At 73.7% G+C, this 17,743-nt stretch carries 17 protein-coding genes; 11 read left to right on the top strand and 6 right to left on the bottom strand.

The features are described from left to right. Positions 1–26 precede the first annotated feature (26 nt). A complete protein-coding gene (gene eda / locus AC07AZ_RS09455) occupies positions 27–704 on the top strand; it encodes a bifunctional 4-hydroxy-2-oxoglutarate aldolase/2-dehydro-3-deoxy-phosphogluconate aldolase (RefSeq protein WP_478845512.1) in 678 nt (225 codons plus the stop codon). 12 nt (positions 705–716) lie between these two features. Here eda and AC07AZ_RS09450 read toward each other — a convergent pair whose 3' ends face one another. The 3 genes from AC07AZ_RS09450 to AC07AZ_RS09440 are packed head-to-tail and all read right to left on the bottom strand — an operon-like array spanning position 717 to position 3,757. Beyond that, positions 717–2,138 (bottom strand): bifunctional RNase H/acid phosphatase, encoded by a 1,422-nt coding sequence (locus AC07AZ_RS09450; protein WP_478845510.1) that lies wholly within the window; start codon positions 2,136–2,138, stop codon positions 717–719. Between the two features lie 12 nt (positions 2,139–2,150). Continuing rightward, positions 2,151–2,894: a zinc ribbon domain-containing protein gene (locus AC07AZ_RS09445; protein WP_478845851.1), complete on the bottom strand. Its 744-nt coding sequence runs from the start codon at positions 2,892–2,894 to the stop codon at positions 2,151–2,153. Continuing rightward, positions 2,891–3,757: a Nif3-like dinuclear metal center hexameric protein gene (locus AC07AZ_RS09440; RefSeq protein ID WP_478845508.1), complete on the bottom strand. Its 867-nt coding sequence runs from the start codon at positions 3,755–3,757 to the stop codon at positions 2,891–2,893. Before AC07AZ_RS09440 ends, AC07AZ_RS09445 begins: the two co-directional genes overlap by 4 nt. A gap of 198 nt (positions 3,758–3,955) precedes the next feature. Between AC07AZ_RS09440 and AC07AZ_RS09435 the strand changes: the two genes are divergently transcribed. Beyond that, positions 3,956–5,236, top strand: a complete 1,281-nt coding sequence (locus AC07AZ_RS09435; protein ID WP_478845506.1) for a hypothetical protein — start codon at positions 3,956–3,958, stop codon at positions 5,234–5,236. 96 nt (positions 5,237–5,332) lie between these two features. Beyond that, positions 5,333–5,488 carry a hypothetical protein gene (locus AC07AZ_RS09430; RefSeq protein ID WP_478845504.1) on the top strand — a complete coding sequence of 52 codons (156 nt, stop codon included), beginning with the start codon at positions 5,333–5,335 and terminating at the stop codon, positions 5,486–5,488. Positions 5,489–5,615: 127 nt separating this feature from the next. Here the strand turns inward: AC07AZ_RS09430 and AC07AZ_RS09425 are convergent, their stop codons facing one another. The 3 genes from AC07AZ_RS09425 to AC07AZ_RS09415 form a co-directional block, all read right to left on the bottom strand. Further along, positions 5,616–6,572: a 3-oxoacyl-ACP reductase gene (locus AC07AZ_RS09425; RefSeq protein WP_478845502.1), complete on the bottom strand. Its 957-nt coding sequence runs from the start codon at positions 6,570–6,572 to the stop codon at positions 5,616–5,618. A 22-nt stretch (positions 6,573–6,594) separates the two neighbouring features. After that, a complete protein-coding gene (locus tag AC07AZ_RS09420) occupies positions 6,595–7,671 on the bottom strand; it encodes a Zn-dependent alcohol dehydrogenase (protein WP_478845849.1) in 1,077 nt (358 codons plus the stop codon). A 179-nt stretch (positions 7,672–7,850) separates the two neighbouring features. Beyond that, positions 7,851–8,708, bottom strand: coding sequence for a MaoC/PaaZ C-terminal domain-containing protein (locus AC07AZ_RS09415; RefSeq protein WP_478845500.1), 858 nt, complete (start codon positions 8,706–8,708; stop codon positions 7,851–7,853). Between the two features lie 316 nt (positions 8,709–9,024). Between AC07AZ_RS09415 and AC07AZ_RS09410 the strand changes: the two genes are divergently transcribed. The 8 genes from AC07AZ_RS09410 (at position 9,025) to AC07AZ_RS09375 (ending at position 17,561) form a co-directional block, all read left to right on the top strand. Then, complete coding sequence (locus AC07AZ_RS09410; RefSeq protein WP_478845498.1) at positions 9,025–10,359, top strand: sensor histidine kinase; 1,335 nt, start codon at positions 9,025–9,027, stop codon at positions 10,357–10,359. A 76-nt stretch (positions 10,360–10,435) separates the two neighbouring features. Continuing rightward, positions 10,436–11,068, top strand: a complete 633-nt coding sequence (locus AC07AZ_RS09405; RefSeq protein ID WP_478845847.1) for a response regulator — start codon at positions 10,436–10,438, stop codon at positions 11,066–11,068. 206 nt (positions 11,069–11,274) lie between these two features. After that, complete coding sequence (locus AC07AZ_RS09400) at positions 11,275–13,050, top strand: MFS transporter (RefSeq protein WP_478845496.1); 1,776 nt, start codon at positions 11,275–11,277, stop codon at positions 13,048–13,050. Between the two features lie 163 nt (positions 13,051–13,213). Then, positions 13,214–13,864 (top strand): class I SAM-dependent methyltransferase, encoded by a 651-nt coding sequence (locus AC07AZ_RS09395; protein ID WP_478845494.1) that lies wholly within the window; start codon positions 13,214–13,216, stop codon positions 13,862–13,864. Positions 13,865–13,886: 22 nt separating this feature from the next. Next, positions 13,887–14,867 (top strand): N-acetylmuramoyl-L-alanine amidase, encoded by a 981-nt coding sequence (locus AC07AZ_RS09390; protein ID WP_478845492.1) that lies wholly within the window; start codon positions 13,887–13,889, stop codon positions 14,865–14,867. 165 nt (positions 14,868–15,032) lie between these two features. Beyond that, complete coding sequence (locus tag AC07AZ_RS09385; RefSeq protein WP_478845490.1) at positions 15,033–15,833, top strand: hypothetical protein; 801 nt, start codon at positions 15,033–15,035, stop codon at positions 15,831–15,833. A gap of 122 nt (positions 15,834–15,955) precedes the next feature. Further along, positions 15,956–16,966 (top strand): LLM class F420-dependent oxidoreductase, encoded by a 1,011-nt coding sequence (locus tag AC07AZ_RS09380; RefSeq protein ID WP_478845488.1) that lies wholly within the window; start codon positions 15,956–15,958, stop codon positions 16,964–16,966. Positions 16,967–17,270: 304 nt separating this feature from the next. Continuing rightward, a complete protein-coding gene (locus AC07AZ_RS09375; protein ID WP_478845486.1) occupies positions 17,271–17,561 on the top strand; it encodes a hypothetical protein in 291 nt (96 codons plus the stop codon). Positions 17,562–17,743: the final 182 nt, after the last annotated feature.

The raw sequence follows: 17,743 nt of genomic DNA, 5'->3' as shown, positions 1-17,743 counted from the left end.
TTGCACAACCCGGGCACGATGAGGCCATGGCCTCACCGCTGCCCTCCGCTCCGCGTGCCCGCGACGCCTCGGTGCTGGATCTCGCGCCCGTCGTGCCCGTGGTCGTGGTCGAGGACGCCTCCACCGCCGTCCCGCTCGCCCGGGCCCTGGTCGCCGGCGGGCTGCGCGCGATCGAGGTGACGCTGCGGACGCCCGCCGCGCTCGACGCGATCCGGGCGATCGCCGGCGCGGTGCCGGACGCGGTGGTCGGCGCGGGGACCCTGCTCACGCCCGCGCAGGTCACCGAGGTGGTGGCCGCCGGGGCACGGTTCCTGGTGAGCCCGGGCTGGACGGACGTACTGCTGACGGCGATGCGGGCGTCGGGGGTGCCGTTCCTGCCGGGGGTGTCCACCGCCTCCGAGGTGGTGGCACTCCTTGAGCGCGGGGTGCGGGAGATGAAGTTCTTCCCGGCCGAGGCGGCGGGCGGAACGGCGTATCTCAGGTCGCTGTCCGGGCCTCTCCCGCAGGCCCGCTTCTGCCCCACCGGTGGCATCGGCCCGGGCAACGCATCCGACTACCTGGCGCTGCCCAACGTCGGCTGTGTGGGCGGTACTTGGATACTCCCCGACGACGCGATCGCGGCCGGGGACTGGGCGCGCGTCGAGCGCCTGGCCCGCGCGGCGGCGGCTCTGGGGGCGGACCCTGACCGGCAACCTGGCGCCTGAGAGGCGCCGTCCTCAGCGCAGGTGTGACGTGTCGTTGAGGAGGCGGACGCTCGCGTTGCCGTCCGCGTAGTAGGCCACCGCCGACAGGGCGGCCGCCGAGAGTTCCATGCGGAACAGGGACTCGGGCGGGGCGCCGAGGGCGAGCCGTACGAACGTCTTGATCGGTGTCACATGCGTGACCAGCAGGACCGTGCGGCCCGCGTACGCCGCCAGCAGTCTGTCGCGGGTGGCGGCGATCCGGGTGGCGGTGGCCGCGAAGCTCTCGCCCCCGCCGGTCGGTTCGGCCTCCGGGTCGGCCAGCCAGGCGTTCAGGTCGTCCGGGTGGCGGTCGCGCACCTCGCCGAAGGTGAGCCCTTCCCACGCCCCGAAGTCGGTCTCGCGCAGGCCGTCCTCGACGGCCACCTCCAGGCCGAGCCGGGCGGCGACCACGGCCGCCGTCTCCCGGGTCCGGGTCAGGGGCGAGGACACGACGGCCTGGATCGTGCCGCGCCGGGCCAGCGCCGTCGCGGCCCGCTCGGCCTGCTCCCGGCCGACGGCGGAGAGCGCGGGATTGGTGCCGCCGCTGCCGGAGAACCGCTTCTGGGGGGTCAGCGGTGTCTCACCGTGCCGGAGCAGCACGAACGTCGTGGGCGCGCCCAGATCGGCGGGGGCCCAGCCGGCGGCGGGGGCGGGGGCCCGTCCGGGCACGGGGGTGGAGCTGGGCGCGGCTACGGCACGAGCGGCCCGTACGTCGGCTTGGGCAGCGGCGCCGGTGTCGGTGCCAGTGTCGGTGTCGGTGCCCGCCCCATCCCCGGTTCCGGTTCCTGCAAGCGTGCTGGTCTCCTCGCCGGCCGCCCCGGTCCCCGGGGCCCCCGGCGTTTCCGTCAGGCGGCCGCCCGCGAGTGCCGCCCGGGCCCGTGCCGCGCCTGCGGCCGCGTCTCCGGGTGGGCCCGCGGGCTCGGGGGCCGCCGTTCGTCCCGGAGAGGCCGGCCTCGCCGCCGCCGTGTCGAGTTCCGCCGTCGACGCCGACGCCGACCACTGTTCGCCGCGCTTGCCCGCGTCCATCGCCTCGTTGGCGAGACGGTCGGCGTGCTTGTTCAGGGCGCGCGGGATCCACTCGTAGGTCACCCGGGACGAGGGGAAGACCCGGCTCGCCTCCGCGGCCAGGGGCTTCATGGCGGGGTGTTTGATCTTCCAGCGGCCCGACATCTGCTCGACGACGAGCTTGGAGTCCATCCGGACGTGGACCGCGGCGGACGGGTCCAGGGCGTGGGCGGCGCGCAGGCCGGCCAGCAGACCCCGGTACTCGGCCACGTTGTTCGTGGCGACGCCGATGTACTCGGCCGCCTCGGCGAGGGTCTCCCCGGTCGCCGCGTCGAGCACCACGGACCCGTAGCCCGCGGGCCCCGGGTTGCCCCGTGACCCGCCGTCGGCCTCGACGATGAACTCCCGCACCGCCCGCGTCCCCTACAGACCGGACTCGGAGGTGCGCACCAGGATGCGGCCGCAGTTCTCGCAGCGGACGACCTTGTCGCGCGGGGCCGAGCGGATCTCGTTGAAGTCGGTGATCGCCAGTTCCTGGCGGCAGCCCTGGCAGGTGCGCTGGGACAGCTTGGCCGCGCCGACGCCGTTCTGCTGCGCGCGCAGCTTCTCGTACAGCTTCAGCAGGTCGGCCGGGATGACGGCCGCGACGACCTCGCGCTCCTTCGTCACCGAGGCCGCCTCGCCGTCCAGCGACTCGAAGGCCGCGTCCCGGCGGGCGGTCGCGTCGTCGATCCGGCCCTGGACCGAGCCGACCCGCTCGGTCAGCTCGGCGGCCCGCTCCTGCGCGGACTCCCGGCGCTCCATGACCTCCAGGACGACGTCCTCCAGGTCGCCCTGCCGCTTGGCGAGGGAGACGATCTCGCGCTGGAGGTTCTCCAGGTCCTTCGGGGAGGAGACCGCGCCGGAGTCCAGGCGCTGCTGGTCGCGGGCGGCGCGCTGGCGCACCTGGTCCACGTCCTGCTCGGCCTTGGTCTGCTCGCGGGCGGTGTCGCTCTCCTCGGTCTGGGCGGCCACCAGGAGGTCGCGCAGCTGGGTCAGGTCCTTGGTGAGCGACTCGATCTCGGCGTGCTCGGGCAGCGACCTGCGCTTGTGCGCGAGCTGCTGGAGACGGACGTCGAGTGCCTGGACGTCGAGGAGGCGGATCTGGTCGGCGGGCTCGGCGTTCAGTTGGGGGCTCCCATTGCGCTAGGAATCGGGGCGGAGGCCGCGTGGGCCGTCCAGGGGTCGGTGACCGTCTTGGAGACGTGGACGCGAAGTCCCCATCCGTTCCGGTCGGAGATCTCGTCGAGCTGGGCGGCGGCCAGCTCGCACCAGGGCCACTCGGTGGCCCAGTGCGCCGCGTCGAGCAGCGCGAGAGGGGTGTGGGCGCGATCCGCCGTGAACTCGGACACCGGGTGGTGGCGCAGGTCCGCGGTGAGGAACGCGTCGACGCCGGCCGCCCGTACGTGGTCGAAGAGGCTGTCGCCGGATCCGCCGCTCACGGCGACCGTGCGGACCGGTGCCTCCGGGTCCCCGGCGACGCGGATGCCCTGCGCGGTGGCGGGCAGCCGTTCGGCGGCGCGGGCGGCGAACTCCCGGACGGTCAGCGGGTGGTCCAGCTCGCAGATCCGGCCGAGGCCCCGGCGGCCCTCGGGGTCGGTGGCGTCCGGCACCAGCGGCCCCACGACGCGCAGGTCCAGGGCACCGGCGAGCGCGTCGGAGACGCCCGGGTCGGCCCGGTCGGCGTTGGTGTGGGCGACGTGGAGCGCGATGTCGTGCTTGATCAGGGTGTGGACGACACGGCCCTTGAAGGTGGAGGCGGCGACCGTCGTCGTGCCGCGCAGGTACAGGGGGTGGTGGGTGACGAGCAGGTCGGCGCCCAGCTTCACCGCCTCGTCGACGATCTCCTGGACCGGGTCGACGGCGAACAGGACCCGGGAGACCTCCTGGCCGGGGTCGCCCACGACGGTGCCGACCGCGTCCCAGGACTCGGCCCGCTCGGCGGGCCACAGGGTCTCCAGCGCGGTGATGACTTCAGACAGACGGGGCACGGGTGAAAGGCTACCTGGCCGTTCTCCGCCGCCGCACCGCCGCTGCACGGTCCCGCGCGGGTCCGCCCCGGCCAGCACAGCGGCCTCCGTTTCCTCAGGCGAATCGTTCCTGGGCCACCCTTATGTGTGAAGTGACCGCCTGCCGGTCCCCCGCCTGTGCGTACGAAAACTAGCTTCGTCGCCGGAGGTGACCGGACGATGACGGCCTGTGCGATGGAATCTGCGGCGGACCACGGGGAAGAGGCCGCGCGGGCGGGGCGCACCGATCCGGCGGACGGCGCGGACCTGGCGGCCCGGACAGGGTGTGCCATCACGGCGGACGGCGCGTACGCGGCCCGCCTCGCGCTGGCCGGCGACTCCTGGTTCCCGGAGCGCTGGACGCTGGACGGACCCGAGCCGTACGCCGTGCCGCTGCCCGGCAACCAGCCGGAGGAGCCCGGCACCGAGGTGCAGCCGATGCGCGACGGACGCGTCCTGATCCGCCGCCTGGCCGGCGGTCGGCACGCCTTCTCGCTGCTCTACCCGACCGGGCCGGACACCGGCGAACTGCTCCTGGGCGCGGTCGAGTGCCCGGACCCCGGCAGCCGGCTGCGGCTGCTGCCGCCGGCGCCCTGCGGGGAGAAGGCGTACGCCCTCGCCGTGGGCCCCCGGTCCAGCGCCGTGTGGCTGGTGGCGGGCGGCGCCTTCGGCCCCGAGCACGTGGCGGAGATCCCGGGCCGCTGCTCGGGCGGGGTGTGGCTGGACCGGACGGGACGGATGCTGGCCCTGGACCGGGAGGCCGGCGGCCGCACCAAGACGGTCGTGGTGGACCTGGGGCGGGGCGGCGAGATGTCCCCGCTGCTCCAGATCACCGCGGACAGCGACGACCGGCTGCTCCTCGCCGACGCGGACAGCGGGCTGCTGCTGATCCGCTCGGACGCGCCGTCGCCGGGTCATGACCGGCTGGGCTGGGGTGTCCTGGGCAGCTCGCTCCCGGTGCGTTTCCCGGAGTGCCTCCAGGTGGCCGGCTGCGCGGTGACGCCGTTCGCGATCCAGCCGGGGCAGGTGCTGACGCCGGAGGGCTGCGCGGTGGCGCTGCGCGTCGACGGCCCGGCCGGCAGCTGGCTGGGTGTGTGGCGGCCCGACCAGCGCCGGATGCACCAACTCGCCGCACCAGCGGGCTGGTTGGCGGGCGCGGGCCTGTGGACCACGGACGCGGTGCTCCAACTGCCCTGCGCCACGGCCGAGACGCCCTGCTCGGTGGCACGGCTGGCGGGACCCTTCGGGGAGCCGGGCGACACCGGCGGAACGGGGGCCGCGGGGGGAGCGGGTGGCGCGGGCGCGGGGGGTCCGGTCGGCGGCGGTACGGTCGTACGGGCGGGCGCGGGGGCGTCTTCTCCGGTGCCGGGCGAGCCGTCGGAGCCGGGGCCCGCGGTGCCGGTCGCGCCGCGTCCCGTGCCCCTGCAGCAGGCACCGCTGGGACGTCTCGTAACGAAGTAGTGCCGGTTGGTGCGGCCTGCTGGATTCGGCCGGTGGGGAGCTGGATAAAATCGGCCCGCAGCAAGAAGGATCATGTTGACGGGGTGAAATCTTCCGATGAGCGACGTAAGCACCATGGAGCCGCTGTCCACCGAGAGCCGGGAGGACGCCGGCCACGGCCGGCACCGGGGACCGGTCTCGGTCCACGACGGCGAGGCGGCCGGCCACGGCCGGCACCGCAAGCCGAACGAGGACGCCGAGGCGGCTGCCTGACGGTACACAGGAATCAGGTCCACAGGAAGAGGCCCGCGCGTCGGCAGACACGCGGGCCTTTCCCGTACCCCCTCGACTCCCTTTCCCGTAACCCTCGACTCCCGCGATCCCGCGCCCGCCACCGCCGCTAACCGCGTCGCAGTCCCAGCACCTCCACCGCCCCGAACGTCTCCCCCGCCGGCCGCTCCGCGTAGTGCGGGGTGAGCAGGGCGTCGAGTTCGTCGTAGGTGAAGGTGTCCTGCTTGCTGTCGAACTTGGCCTGCACCCGCGGCCGTTCGACGATCGCGACCATTCCGCCGTGTACGACGAGCAGTTGACCGTTGACGCGGCCGGCGGCCGGTGCCGCGAGGTAGCCGACGAGCGGGGCGACGTGCTCGGGGGCGAGCGGGTCGAGCCCGGCCTCGCCGCCGTCGCCCTGGGCGGTCCGCCCGATGCCCTCGAAGACGTCCTCGGTCATCCGGGTGCGGGCACGCGGGCAGATCGCGTTCGCCGTCACGCCGTACCTGGCCAGCGCGAGGGCGGTGGACGTGGTCAGCCCGACGACTCCGCCCTTGGCCGCCGCGTAGTTGGGCTGGCCGGCGGAACCGGCGAGGAACGCCTCCGAGGAGGTGTTCACGATCCGCCCGTACACCGGCCCCCCGGCCGCCTTGGACCGCTCGCGCCAGTGGGCGGCGGCGAAACGGGTCGTGTTGAAGTGGCCCTTGAGGTGGACCCGGATCACCGAGTCCCACTCGTCCTCGGTCATCGAGAAGACCATCCGGTCGCGCAGGATGCCCGCGTTGTTGACCAGGATGTCGAGTCTGCCGAACTCCGTGACCGCCAACGCGACCAGTTCCGCGGCCTGTTGGTGGTCGGCCACGTCTCCGGTGTGGGCGAGGGCCTTCCCGCCCGCGGCGCGGATCTCCTCGGCGACCTGTTCGGCTGGCGCGGCGGAGGACTCGCCCGAGCCGTCCCGGCCGGGCTGCCCGTAGTCGTTGACGACGACGGCCGCGCCGAGCCGGGCCAGCTCCAGCGCCTCGGCCCGGCCGAGGCCCCGGCCCGCGCCGGTGACGATCGCGGACAGCCCTTCGAGTGGCAGTGACATACGCGTCCCCAGGTCTCGGTGGTCAGATCTCGATGCAGGTGCGCAGGGCCGCGCCCGTCCGCATCTGGTCGAGGGCCTCGTTGATCCCGGCCAGCGGCACCCGGTGCGTGATGAGGCCCGCGAGGTCGATGCGGCCGGCCCGCCACAGCGCGATCGTCCGCTCGTAGGAGCGCAGGACGTCGCCGCCGCCGTACATGGACGGCAGGATGCGCTTCTCGTCGAAGAACAGCTCGAACATGCTGAGCTGGAGGAAGTCGTCCAGGGCGCCGGCGCCGACGACGACCAGGGTGCCGCCGCGCCGGGTGTTCTCGTACGCCGTGCGGGCGGTGGCGGAGCGGCCCACCACCTCGAAGACGTAGTCGAAGCCCTCGCCGGCGGTGATCTGCTGCTTGGCGTCGGCCAGTTCGTCCGGGGACACGGCGTGCGTGGCGCCGAACTCCAGCGCGGACCCGCGGCGTGAGGCGACGGGGTCGACGGCGACGATCTCGGCGGCGCCCCTGAGCCGCGCCCCCTGGATCGCGGAGATGCCGACGCCGCCGCAGCCGATGACGGCGACCGAGGAACCGGCCTCCAGGTTCGCGGTGTTGAGGGCGGCGCCGAGCCCGGTGGTCACCCCGCAGCCGATGAGGGCCGCGATGTCGAAGGGCACGTCGTCCGGTATGGGCACCGCGCAGCCCGCGTCGACCACGACCTCCTCGGCGAAGGTGCCGGTGCCGGCGAAGCCGAAGAGGTCGCCGCCGGGGCGCCTGAAGTTGGGGGTGCCGGCGTTCATGAAGCCGGCCAGGCACAGTTCGGTCTGGCCCCGCCGGCACGCGGGACACGCCCCGCAGGCGGGCAGCCAGCAGACCACGACCCGGTCCCCGGGCTTCAGGTTCCGGACGCCCTCACCGACCTCGGTGATCTCGCCCGCGCCCTCGTGCCCCGGCACGAAGGGGGCCGGCTGCGGCAGCACCCCGCTCATCGCGGAGAGGTCCGAGTGGCACAGCCCGGAGGCCCGGACCCGGATTCTCACCTTGCCCGGGCCGAAGCCCACCGCCTCGACGTCGTCGAACACTTCCAGCTTGTCCTGACCGATCTCGTTCAGTACGGCTGCGCGCATGGTGCGGCTCCCCTCAGCGGTGTGCCCGACGCGGGCGGTCGGCGTCGTCCGGACGGTCTGGGTGGTGCGGGCGGTGGTCGGCGCGGTCCGGGTGGTGCGGGGCGTGACGGTGGTGCGAGGCGTCACCGTGGTGCGGGGCGTCACCGTGGTGCGGGGCGTCACGGCGCCCCAGGACGGGCTCAGGTGTGTTCGACGAGGGTGTCGGCGAGGACGGGCGCGTCGTCCCGTTCCACGGCGCTCACCGCCACCCGGACCACGCCGTCCCCGCCCCACATGCGGATGCGCAGGGTCTCACCCGGGTAGACCACCCCGGCGAACCGCGTGACGTACCCGCGCACCCGGTTCACGTCGCCGCCGAGCAGCGTGTCGACGACCGTCTTGAGGGTCATCCCGTACGTGCACAGCCCGTGCAGGATGGGCCGGTCGAACCCGGCAACCTTGGCGAACTCCGGGTCGGCGTGCAGCGGGTTCCAGTCGCCGGAGAGACGGTAGAGGAGGGCCTGGTCCTCGCGGACCCGCCGCTCCACGACCCGGTCGGGCTCGCCGACGGGCGCCTCCAGGCGGGCCGACGGCCCCCGGTCGCCGCCCCAGCCGCCTTCCCCCCGTACGAAGATCTGCGCGTCGTTGGTCCACAGCGGGCCGTCGCCGTCGGCGACCTCGGTGCGCATGACCAGGACGGCCGCCTTGCCCTTGTCGTGGACGGCGGCGATACGCGAGGTCGCGGTGCCCGTGCCCCGCACCGGGATCGGGCGGTGGACGGCGAGGCTCTGGCCGGCGTGCAGGACGTGCGCCAGGTCGACCTCGACACCGGGCATGGACAGCCCGCCGATCACGCCGGGGGAACCGGCGCCCGCGACGGTGGCGAAGCTCGGCAGGACGTGCAGCCGGGACTCCAGGGTGTAGCGCAGCTCGTCGGGGTCGGTGGCGGGGACGCCCGCGCCGATCCCGAGGTGGTAGAGCTGGACGTCCTTGGTGGTCCAGGAGATCTCGCCGGACCGGGGCTCGGCGGCGACGGCCTTGGCTGCGTCGATGGGCATGGGGCTCCTGTGGGCTCAGAGACCTCGGCGCGGCCGTCCGCACCGTCGGTCGCACCGAGGTCGTCACGGGCCGATCTAGAACGCGTTCCAGTCCGGCGCCCTCTGTATAGCCCAGCGTCCGGCAGTTGTGAAGACTCCTGACGGAGTGTCAGCTCAGCCCGCGGCGGGCGGCCACGGCCGGCGCCGGCGGTGACATTTGTCCTGCCGGAGTCCGTACAACCGCCTCTGCCGCGCCGCGCCCCCGGTCCGTACCGTCGTCTTCATGACAGCGGGGAGCGCGGAACGAGACCGCGAGCGGGAAACGGGGAGCCGGGACATGAACCTGATGCGGAACACCGCCTGCCAGGTGCGCGAGTGGCGAGCGGCGCAGGCGCGGTGGAAGGCGGACATGAAGCGGTTCAAGGCCGGGCAGAAGGCCGCGCGGGTGAACGGCAGGGTGCCCGAGGACCCGGGGCCGCCCCCTACCGGCTTCGCGCTGCTGCCCTGGCTGCTGATGGGGATGGGCTCGTTCTCCAACCTCTACCAGGGTGAGACGCCCAATCCGTGGATCGGCGCCCTGGGGCTGCTGACCTTCAACTCGCTCTACGTCTACGTGACGTTCCGCGCCTTCGTGAAGCAGACGCGCCAGGCCACCTCGACCCGGGTCGCGCTCGTGCTGATGGGCCTGGTCACCTGCGGGCTCGCCCTCGGGTACGGCGGCAGCTGGCTGTACTTCTTCCCCCTGCTGGGCCTCGCCACCGGCGCGGTCATGCGGGGGCCGTGGCTCGGCCGGACCGGGCTCGCCCTGACCGCCCTCGCCGCCGCGGTCTCCGTGTTCCGGGCCGGCTGGGACGCGGTCAACGTCGCCTACGGCACGTTCCTGTCCACGATGGTCACCGCGGCGATCCTGTCCCTCGCCGAGGCGGTACGGGAGCTGCGGGCGGCCCGCGAGGAACTGGCCCGGCGCGCGGTCGAGAAGGAACGCCTGCGCTTCTCCCGGGACCTGCACGACCTGCTGGGCCACACCCTCTCGGTGATCGTGGTCAAGTCGGAGGCTGCCCGCCGGCTCGCCGCCCGCGACCTGGACGCGGCGCTGGTCCAGATCACCGACATCGAGTCGGTCGGCCGCCAGGCCCTCACGGAGATCCGCGAGGCCGTGACCGGCTACCGCGAGGGCAGCCTCACCACCGAGCTCGACCAGGCCCGCTCGGCCCTGTCCGCCGCGGGCGTCGAGCCGGTGGTACGCCAGTCGGGACCGCCGCTCGCCCCGCAGACCGCGGCGCTGCTCGGCTGGGTGGTGCGGGAGGCCGTCACCAACGTCGTACGGCACAGCGGCGCGGCCCACTGCGAGATCACGGTGTACGGGGAGGCGGAACACGTACGGCTGACGGTGACCGACGACGGCGCGGGCGCCGGGCCCGTCCCGGCGCGCGAGCCCGGAACCGCCTCCGGCGGCACCGGTCTGAAGGGGCTCAGGGAACGACTCGCGGCAGCGGGCGGCAGCCTCACGGCCGGCCCGGGCCCACGCGACGGCTTCGTGGTCACTGCGGAACTCCCTACGGACCCGACGGACCTGCCGGACTTGACGGACCACGCGGCACCGGTCGCCCCGGTGGACCCGGCCGACCCGGTGGAGCCGACCGCCGTGGTCGGTTCCGGGCAGCCGGTGTGAGCGGGAGGGCGCGGGTTGCCCGTCCTGCCCGGCGCCGGGCCGTCCCGCGGCCTACCCTTGCGCCGTGAACGACGAGATGCCCCGGGACCACCGGCCCGCCAAGTCCATCAGGGTGCTGCTCGCGGAGGACCAGGGGATGATGCGGGGCGCGCTGGCGCTGCTGCTCGGCATGGAGCCGGACATCGAGGTCGTGGCGCAGGTGGCGACGGGGGACGCGATCGTGGACGCGGCGCTGCTGCACCGCCCGGACGTCGCTCTCCTCGACATCGAACTGCCGGGCAGGAGCGGTCTGGACGCGGCGGCCGACCTGCGCGAGGAGGTCCCGGACTGCCGGGTGCTGATCCTCACCACCTTCGGGCGGCCCGGTTATCTGCGCCGGGCGATGGAGGCGGGCGCCGCCGGTTTCCTGGTCAAGGACGGGCCCGTGGAGGAGCTGGCCGCGTGTGTCCGCCGGGTGCTGGCCGGAGAGATGGTGATCGACCCGGCGCTCGCGGCGGCCGCGCTCAGCGCGGGTCCCAATCCCCTCACCGCCCGTGAGTGCGACGTGCTGAAGGCGTCGGCGGACGGCGCGACGGTCGCCGACATCGCGGCCCGGGTCCACCTGTCGGAGTCCACGGTCCGCAACTACCTGTCCTCCGCGATCGGCAAGACGGCCACCCGCAACCGCATGGAGGCGATGCGGGAGGCCCGCCGGCAGGGATGGCTGTAGGACCCCGGACCGCGGTCGGTCCCGGCGGTCGGCTACCGGCGGTGCGCGAACGCGCGGGTGAGAGCCCTTTCCCCAAGAGAAGACAAAGAAATCGTTAGTACGCCAAAGCATCGGAATAGTTGCCCGGGCGCACAGGTTCAGCTTGCACGTATCCCCTAGGGATGCCCATGCCCCTCTGATCGTCCCCGGCCTGGAGGCCCCCGCCCATGACGCACACGCCGACCGAACGGCCCACCGGCAGAGCGAGCGGGACCGTCGTCCCGGTGCTCGCCTTCGCGGGCATCGTCGTCGCGGTGATGCAGACCCTGCTCGTCCCGGTGATCAAGGACCTGCCGCAGCTGCTGGACACCGCGCCGAGCAACGCCACCTGGGTCCTGACCTCGACCCTGCTGTCCGGCGCCGTGGCCACGCCGATCATGGGGCGCCTCGGCGACCTCTACGGCAAGCGCCGCATGCTGATAGCCAGCCTCTCGGTGATGGTGGTCGGCGCGCTGGTCAGCGCCTTCACCAGCACCCTGCTCCCGATGATCGCCGGCCGTACGCTCCAGGGCTTCGCGATGGGCGCCATCCCGCTCGGCATCGGCCTGATGCGGGACATGCTGCCGCGCGAGAAGCTCGGCTCGGCGATGGCCCTGATGAGCTCCTCCATCGGCGTCGGCGGCGGCCTCGCCCTGCCGCTCGCCGCCCTGATCGCGCAGCACGCGGACTGGCACGCCCTGTTCTACGGCGCCGCCGGCCTCGGCGTCCTCTCCATCGCCTTGACCCTCCTGGTCGTACCGGAGTCCCCGATGCGGGCCGAGGGCACCTTCGACGCCCTCGGGGCGGTCGGCCTGTCCGCCGGTCTCGTGCTCTTCCTGCTGCCGATCACCAAGGGCAGCGACTGGGGCTGGACCTCCGGCACCACCCTCGGCCTGTTCGCCGCCGCCGCGGTCGTCCTCGTCCTGTGGGGCGTGATGGAGCTGCGGATCAAGGCCCCGCTGGTGGACCTGCGCACCACGGCCCGGCCCGCGGTGCTCTTCACCAACCTCGCCTCGATCATGGTCGGCGTCTCGTTCTACGTCGTCTCGCTCGTCCTGCCGCAGCTGCTCCAGCTGCCCACGTCCACCGGTTACGGCCTCGGCCAGTCGATGGTCTCCGCGGGCCTGCTCGTGGCACCGCTCGGCCTGACGATGATGTTCACGGCGCCCGTGTACGCGCGGCTGTCGGCGAAGTACGGCCCCAAGGTCACCCTGATCCTCGGCATGCTGATCATCGCCGTCGGCTACGGCGCCGGCCTCGGCCTGATGAGCGCCGCCTGGCAGAGCCTCGTCATCGCGGTGGTCCTCGGCGCGGGCATCGGCCTCGCGTACTCCTCCCTGCCCGCACTGATCGTCGGCGCGGTCCCGGCCTCGGAGACCGGCGCGGCCAACGGCCTGAACACCCTGATGCGTTCCATCGGTACGTCGGTCTCCAGCGCCGTCATCGGCATGGTGCTGGCCAACACCGCGCACCACGTGAACGGCGTCGCGATCCCGACCATGCACGGCTTCCGGGTCTCCTTCCTGATCGCGACGGGCGCGGTCGCCGTCGGTCTGCTGATGGCGCTGCTGCTGCCGCGCACCCGTCCGGCGACCGGGCCGCAGCCGCGCGCCAGCAGCGAGGAGGACGCCGCCCTGGAGCGCGCGGCGGAGGTGCGGTGGGGGTCCCCCCGGTCGAGCGAAGCCGAGACCGGTGGAGGGTTCCGCGGCCGGGTCCTGGACGCCGGCGGCTCCCCGGTCGCCCGCGCCAACGTCACCCTGATCGACCGCCGCGGCCGCCAGGCGGGCGCGACGCTCTCCGCGGAGGACGGCAGCTACGCGCTCGCCGTGCCCGCCCAGGGCCCGTACGTCCTGGCCGCCAAGGCCACCGGCCACGCCCCGCTCGCCTCGGCGGCGACCCACGCGGGCGACGACAGCTTGGTCGACCTCGACCTGTCCCTGCCGAGCCAGACCGTCTCCGCCTGAGGCGTCCGCGCCCGCCGGGAGGTCCGGGCGTAGCCGCCCGGTGCCCTCGGCACCCGCACGACCCGCACCCCCTGTCGCCCCGGCGGCCGGGGGTGCGGCAGCATGGGCGCCGGACACGCACCCCCACGCCCGCACCCGCGCGCGTACGACCGAGAGGACCCGCATGCCCGCGGCACCCGCACCGGAGATCATGGCCGCGTTCGAGGCGGCGAAGGGGTTCATGCCCGTCGGTGAGGGCCTCGCGCTGTACGCGGCGGCCGTCGAGGCCGGCGGGCTCGGGCTGCCGCTGCTGGAGGTCGGCACGTACTGCGGGCGCTCCACCGTCCTGCTCGCCGACGCGGCCCGCGCGGCCGGCGTCACCGCCCTCACCGTCGACCACCACCGCGGGAGCGAGGAGCAGCAGCCGGGCTGGGAGTACCACGACCCGGAGACGGTCGACTCCGCCCTCGGGCTGATGGACACGCTGCCCGCCTTCCGCCGGACGCTGCACACGGCGGGTCTGGAGGAGCACGTGGTCGCGCTGGTCGGGCGCTCGCCGCAGGTGGCGAGGGTGTGGGGCACCCCGCTCGGTCTCGTCTTCGTCGACGGCGGCCACACCGACGAGCACGCCACCGCCGACTACGAGGGCTGGGCACCCCATGTGGCCGACGGCGGCCTCCTCGTCATCCACGACGTCTTCCCGGACCCGGTGGACGAGTTCACCGGACAGGCCCCCTACCGCGTCTACCTCCGCGCCCTCGACTCCGGCGCGTTCACCGAGGTCTCGGCGACCGACTCGCTGCGCGTGCTGCGGCGAACGGGGGCGGGGATCTGAGGGCGCGGTTAGAGTCGCTGGCGTGTCGTACGTAGGCCCGGACTTCGATCCTCCCCAGCCCCGCCGTTCCCGGCTCCGCCCGCTGGCCCTCGCCCTCGCGGTCCTGGTGCCGGGGGCGTTGACCGGGTGGGTGGTGTACGACGCGCGGGACGGCTCGGGCAAGGACCCCGGCAGCTCCGTCGGGGCTCCCCGCACGTCGGCCGGCGCGTCCGGAACCCCCGGCGATGACGCCCGGGGCGGCGACGGACGGCCGAGCGGGTCCGCGAACTCCGCCGCCTCCCCGAAGCCGGCGGCCACCGTGCCTCGGTCCTCCGCTCCCGGCGCCCCAAGTCCCCTCAAGGGGATGGTCGTCGTCATCGATCCGGGCCACAACCCCGACAACTTCCGGCACCCGGCCGAGATCAACCGCAAGGTGGACATCGGCACGAACCGGAAGGAGTGCGACACCACCGGGACCTCCACCAACTCCGGTTACAGCGAAGCCCGGTTCACGCTGGACGTGGCGCACCGGATGCGGACCCTGCTGGAACGGCAGGGGGCCACGGTGAAGCTCACGCAGGACGGCGACCGGGCGTACGGACCGTGCGTCGACGAGCGGGCCCGCATCGGCAACAGGGCGCACGCGGACGCCGTCGTGTCGGTGCACGCGGACGGCTCGGCGCCGGGCAACCGCGGTTTCCACGTGATCCTCCCCGGCTCGCTGGACGCGGGCGGCGCCGACACCCGCTCGATCGTCGCGCCCTCCCGCGACCTCGGCGAGCGCGTCGCCGGCAGCTTCGTCCGCGTCACGGGCAGCGCGCCCTCCAACTACGTCGGCGACGGCACCGGTCTCGTCACGCGGAAGGACCTTGGCGGTCTCAATCTGTCAACGGTTCCCAAGGTGTTCATCGAGTGCGGCAACATGCGCGATAGCAAGGACGCGGCACTGCTGACCAGTGGTGCCTGGCGGCAGAAGGCGGCGCAGGGGATCTCTGAGGGAATCGTGAGTTTCCTGCGCGGGTAGTGGTTCACGCACTGATCCCGGCTTACGGCGTGATCGTGCGGACGATAGGGTCGTCCGTGCGGTAAGGGGCCACTCCCCGCGCTTCACATTGGGGCCTCACGGCGACATGGTGACAGCGACGCCTCCAGCTATGCCGACGACGAGACGACTGACGAAGGACCTGAAGTGAATATCCGCTCCCTCACTCGAGGCGACGGCGTGGTGATCGGAGCAGCGGTATTGCTGTTCATCGCGTCGCTCCTCGACGTTGCCAGCTGTGACGGTCCGAGCAACTTCTGCGACGCCGTTCCGAACGCCTGGGGCCTGCAGCTCGGACTGGGACTCGGCACCTACATGGCCGGTGTGATCGGTGCGGCCCTCTTCGTGGCCGCCCACCTCCTCGCCCAGCCGCGCAAGGTCGCGGGCCTGGACCTGGGGACCGTGGGTGTCGCCCTGACGGCCGCAACCGCCTGGACGCTGCTGTGGTGGACGATCGACGCGGACGGAGCGGGCATCGGCCTGATCCTCGGCCTGATCGCCGCTCTCGCCGCGGCCGGAGGCGCCATCGCCACCCCCCTCGTCCCCGCCCTCCAGGCCCCCCTCGTCCCCGCCCCGCGTCCCGCGGCTCCGCAGCCCTACGGCGGTCAGCCGCAAGGTGGTTACGGTTACCCGGGTGCCCCGCAGCCGGGTCAGCAGGGACAGCCCGGGCAGCCGCAGGCGTTCGGCGGGCAGCAGCCGGCCGGGCAGCCCTACGGCGGTCAGCCGCAGCAGGCGCAGCCGCCGGCCCCGGAGTTCTCGCCGTTCTGGTTCGCCGTGCCGGTGCCGCGCGCGCTGTTCGCGGAGGACGGCTCGTCGACGCCGATCGCCGAACTCGCTCCCGGTACCTGGTACCTGGCGGTCGAGCAGCGCGGTCAGGCGCTCGTCGCGCAGACGCAGGACGGCCGGCGTGGCGTGCTCCAGGACACCTCGGGCATCCAGCGCGGCTGAGTCCCGCGCCCGTTCCGCACGGCCGGGGCAGCGGCCCCTCTCCCTTCCGGGCGAGGGGCCGTTGTCGTACAGTCGCAGCCCCCACCCCGTACCTGACCTACCGTCAGACCAGTGGAGGCGTCATGCGGCTCGGGCTCGCACTCGGCTACTGGGGGCGCGGCCCCTCCGCGGACCACGTGCCGCTGGCGCTGGAGGCGGAGCGGCTCGGCTACGACTCCGTGTGGACCGCGGAGTCCTGGGGCTCCGACGCCTTCACGCCGCTGACCTGGATCGCCGCGCGGACCTCGCGGATCGGGCTGGGTACGGCGGTCGCGCAGATGGCGGCCCGGTCGCCGACCACGACCGCGATGCACGCGCTGACCCTGGACCACCTGTCCGGCGGCCGGATGCGGCTGGGTCTCGGCCTGTCGGGTCCGCAGGTCGTGGAGGGCTGGTACGGCCGCCCGTTCCCGAAGTCGCCGCTGACCGCGACCCGGGAGTACGTCGATGTCGTACGGCAGGTCCTGCGGCGGGAAGGGCCCGTCGAACTGGACGGCCGCTTCCACTCGCACCCTTACCGCGGCGAGGACGGCACGGGGCTCGGCAGGGCGCTGAAGCCGATCACCCACCCCCTGCGCCCGGACCTGCCGATCCTGCTCGGCGCGGAGGGGCCGAAGAACGTCGCCCAGACGGCCCGGATCGCCGACGGCTGGCTGCCGTTGTACTGGTCGCCGAGCCGGCCCGAGGTGTACACGGCGTCCCTGGGCAGCCTGCCGGACGGCTTCCTCGTCGCCCCGATGGCCCGGGTCACCGTCTGCGACGACGTCGCCGAGGGCCTGCTGCCCGTCAAGGCCATGCTCGGCTTCTACATCGGCGGCATGGGGCACGCGGCACGCAACTTCCACGCCGACCTGATGGCACGGATGGGGTACGAGGAGGAGGCGCGCCGGGTGCAGCGGCTGTTCCTGGAGGGCCGCCGGGAGGAGGCCGTCCTCGCGGTGCCGGACGCGTTCGCCGACGAGATCTCCCTGGTCGGCCCGCGCGAACGCATCGCGGAACGCCTGGAGTTGTGGCGCAGTGGACCGGTCACCGACCTGCTCGCCCTGTCCCCCGACCCGCACACGCTGCGGGTGCTCGCCGAGCTCAACTCCTGAGCGGCCGACGGCAGGAGGCCGACACGGGACGGTCCTCACCAGAAGATCGCCAGCGCCTCCAGGGTCGCCTCGCGGGTGTCCTCCGCCGGCCGGCGGTTTCAGGAACACCCGCATGTCCAGCGTGCAGCAGGAAGAGCTGGCGCCCGAGCCCCTGGGGCTGGACCGTCGGCGACGGTGGTTGTCCCCGAACGGCCTCGGATCGAACACGGGGTGAACGCGACGCGTGGGAACGGGTGGGAAACCACGGGAGAGGGACGAGGAACCCTCCCGGTTTCAAACACGGATTCGGGGCCATCCGAAAGGCATGTCCCCTTATCGCAGCGGCTCCAACTCCGCAGGAACGGTCATCGCGGTGGTCGCGGACATCATGGCCGTGATCCTCGGACTGTGGATCCTGATGTATCTGCTGGACGCCAACCGGGCCAACGACCTGGTGCAGTTCGTCCACAACGCGGCAGCCTGGCTGGCCGGCTGGTCGCGCGACCTGTTCACCTTCGACGAGGCCTGGGCGCGGGTCGTGGCGGGTTACGGTCTGGCGGCCGTGGTCTACCTGTTCATCGGCCACGCCATCGCCAACCGGATGCACCGCCACTGACCGGACACGCCGGCCACCCGACGACGACCGTCGGAGGCCGGTCCGCCGAACACTCACCGATGGCCGGCGCGTGACGGCCGCCGGCCGCGGGGGGGGGGGGGGGGGGGGCGCCCCGGGGGGGGGGAGAGGGGGGGGGGGGGGGGGGGGGGGGGGGGGGGGGGGGGGGGGAAGAGCCGGGGTGG

The sequence above is a fragment of the Streptomyces sp. NPDC043878 genome (assembly GCF_056435735.1).
The sequence above is the reverse complement of the archived record's forward strand: the minus strand, read 5'-3'. Positions and strand labels throughout refer to the sequence as shown.

Excerpts from the sequence above, each read along its gene's own strand:
- eda (WP_478845512.1), top strand. The coding sequence starts at position 27 with ATGGCCTCACCGCTGCCCTCCGCTCCGCGTGCCCGCGACGCCTCGGTG.
- AC07AZ_RS09435 (WP_478845506.1), top strand. The coding sequence starts at position 3,956 with ATGACGGCCTGTGCGATGGAATCTGCGGCGGACCACGGGGAAGAGGCC.
- AC07AZ_RS09430 (WP_478845504.1), top strand. The coding sequence starts at position 5,333 with ATGAGCGACGTAAGCACCATGGAGCCGCTGTCCACCGAGAGCCGGGAG.
- AC07AZ_RS09425 (WP_478845502.1), bottom strand. The coding sequence starts at position 6,572 with ATGTCACTGCCACTCGAAGGGCTGTCCGCGATCGTCACCGGCGCGGGC.
- AC07AZ_RS09420 (WP_478845849.1), bottom strand. The coding sequence starts at position 7,671 with ATGCGCGCAGCCGTACTGAACGAGATCGGTCAGGACAAGCTGGAAGTG.
- AC07AZ_RS09415 (WP_478845500.1), bottom strand. The coding sequence starts at position 8,708 with ATGCCCATCGACGCAGCCAAGGCCGTCGCCGCCGAGCCCCGGTCCGGC.
- AC07AZ_RS09410 (WP_478845498.1), top strand. The coding sequence starts at position 9,025 with ATGAACCTGATGCGGAACACCGCCTGCCAGGTGCGCGAGTGGCGAGCG.
- AC07AZ_RS09405 (WP_478845847.1), top strand. The coding sequence starts at position 10,436 with ATGCCCCGGGACCACCGGCCCGCCAAGTCCATCAGGGTGCTGCTCGCG.
- AC07AZ_RS09400 (WP_478845496.1), top strand. The coding sequence starts at position 11,275 with ATGACGCACACGCCGACCGAACGGCCCACCGGCAGAGCGAGCGGGACC.
- AC07AZ_RS09395 (WP_478845494.1), top strand. The coding sequence starts at position 13,214 with ATGCCCGCGGCACCCGCACCGGAGATCATGGCCGCGTTCGAGGCGGCG.
- AC07AZ_RS09380 (WP_478845488.1), top strand. The coding sequence starts at position 15,956 with ATGCGGCTCGGGCTCGCACTCGGCTACTGGGGGCGCGGCCCCTCCGCG.
- AC07AZ_RS09375 (WP_478845486.1), top strand. The coding sequence starts at position 17,271 with ATGTCCCCTTATCGCAGCGGCTCCAACTCCGCAGGAACGGTCATCGCG.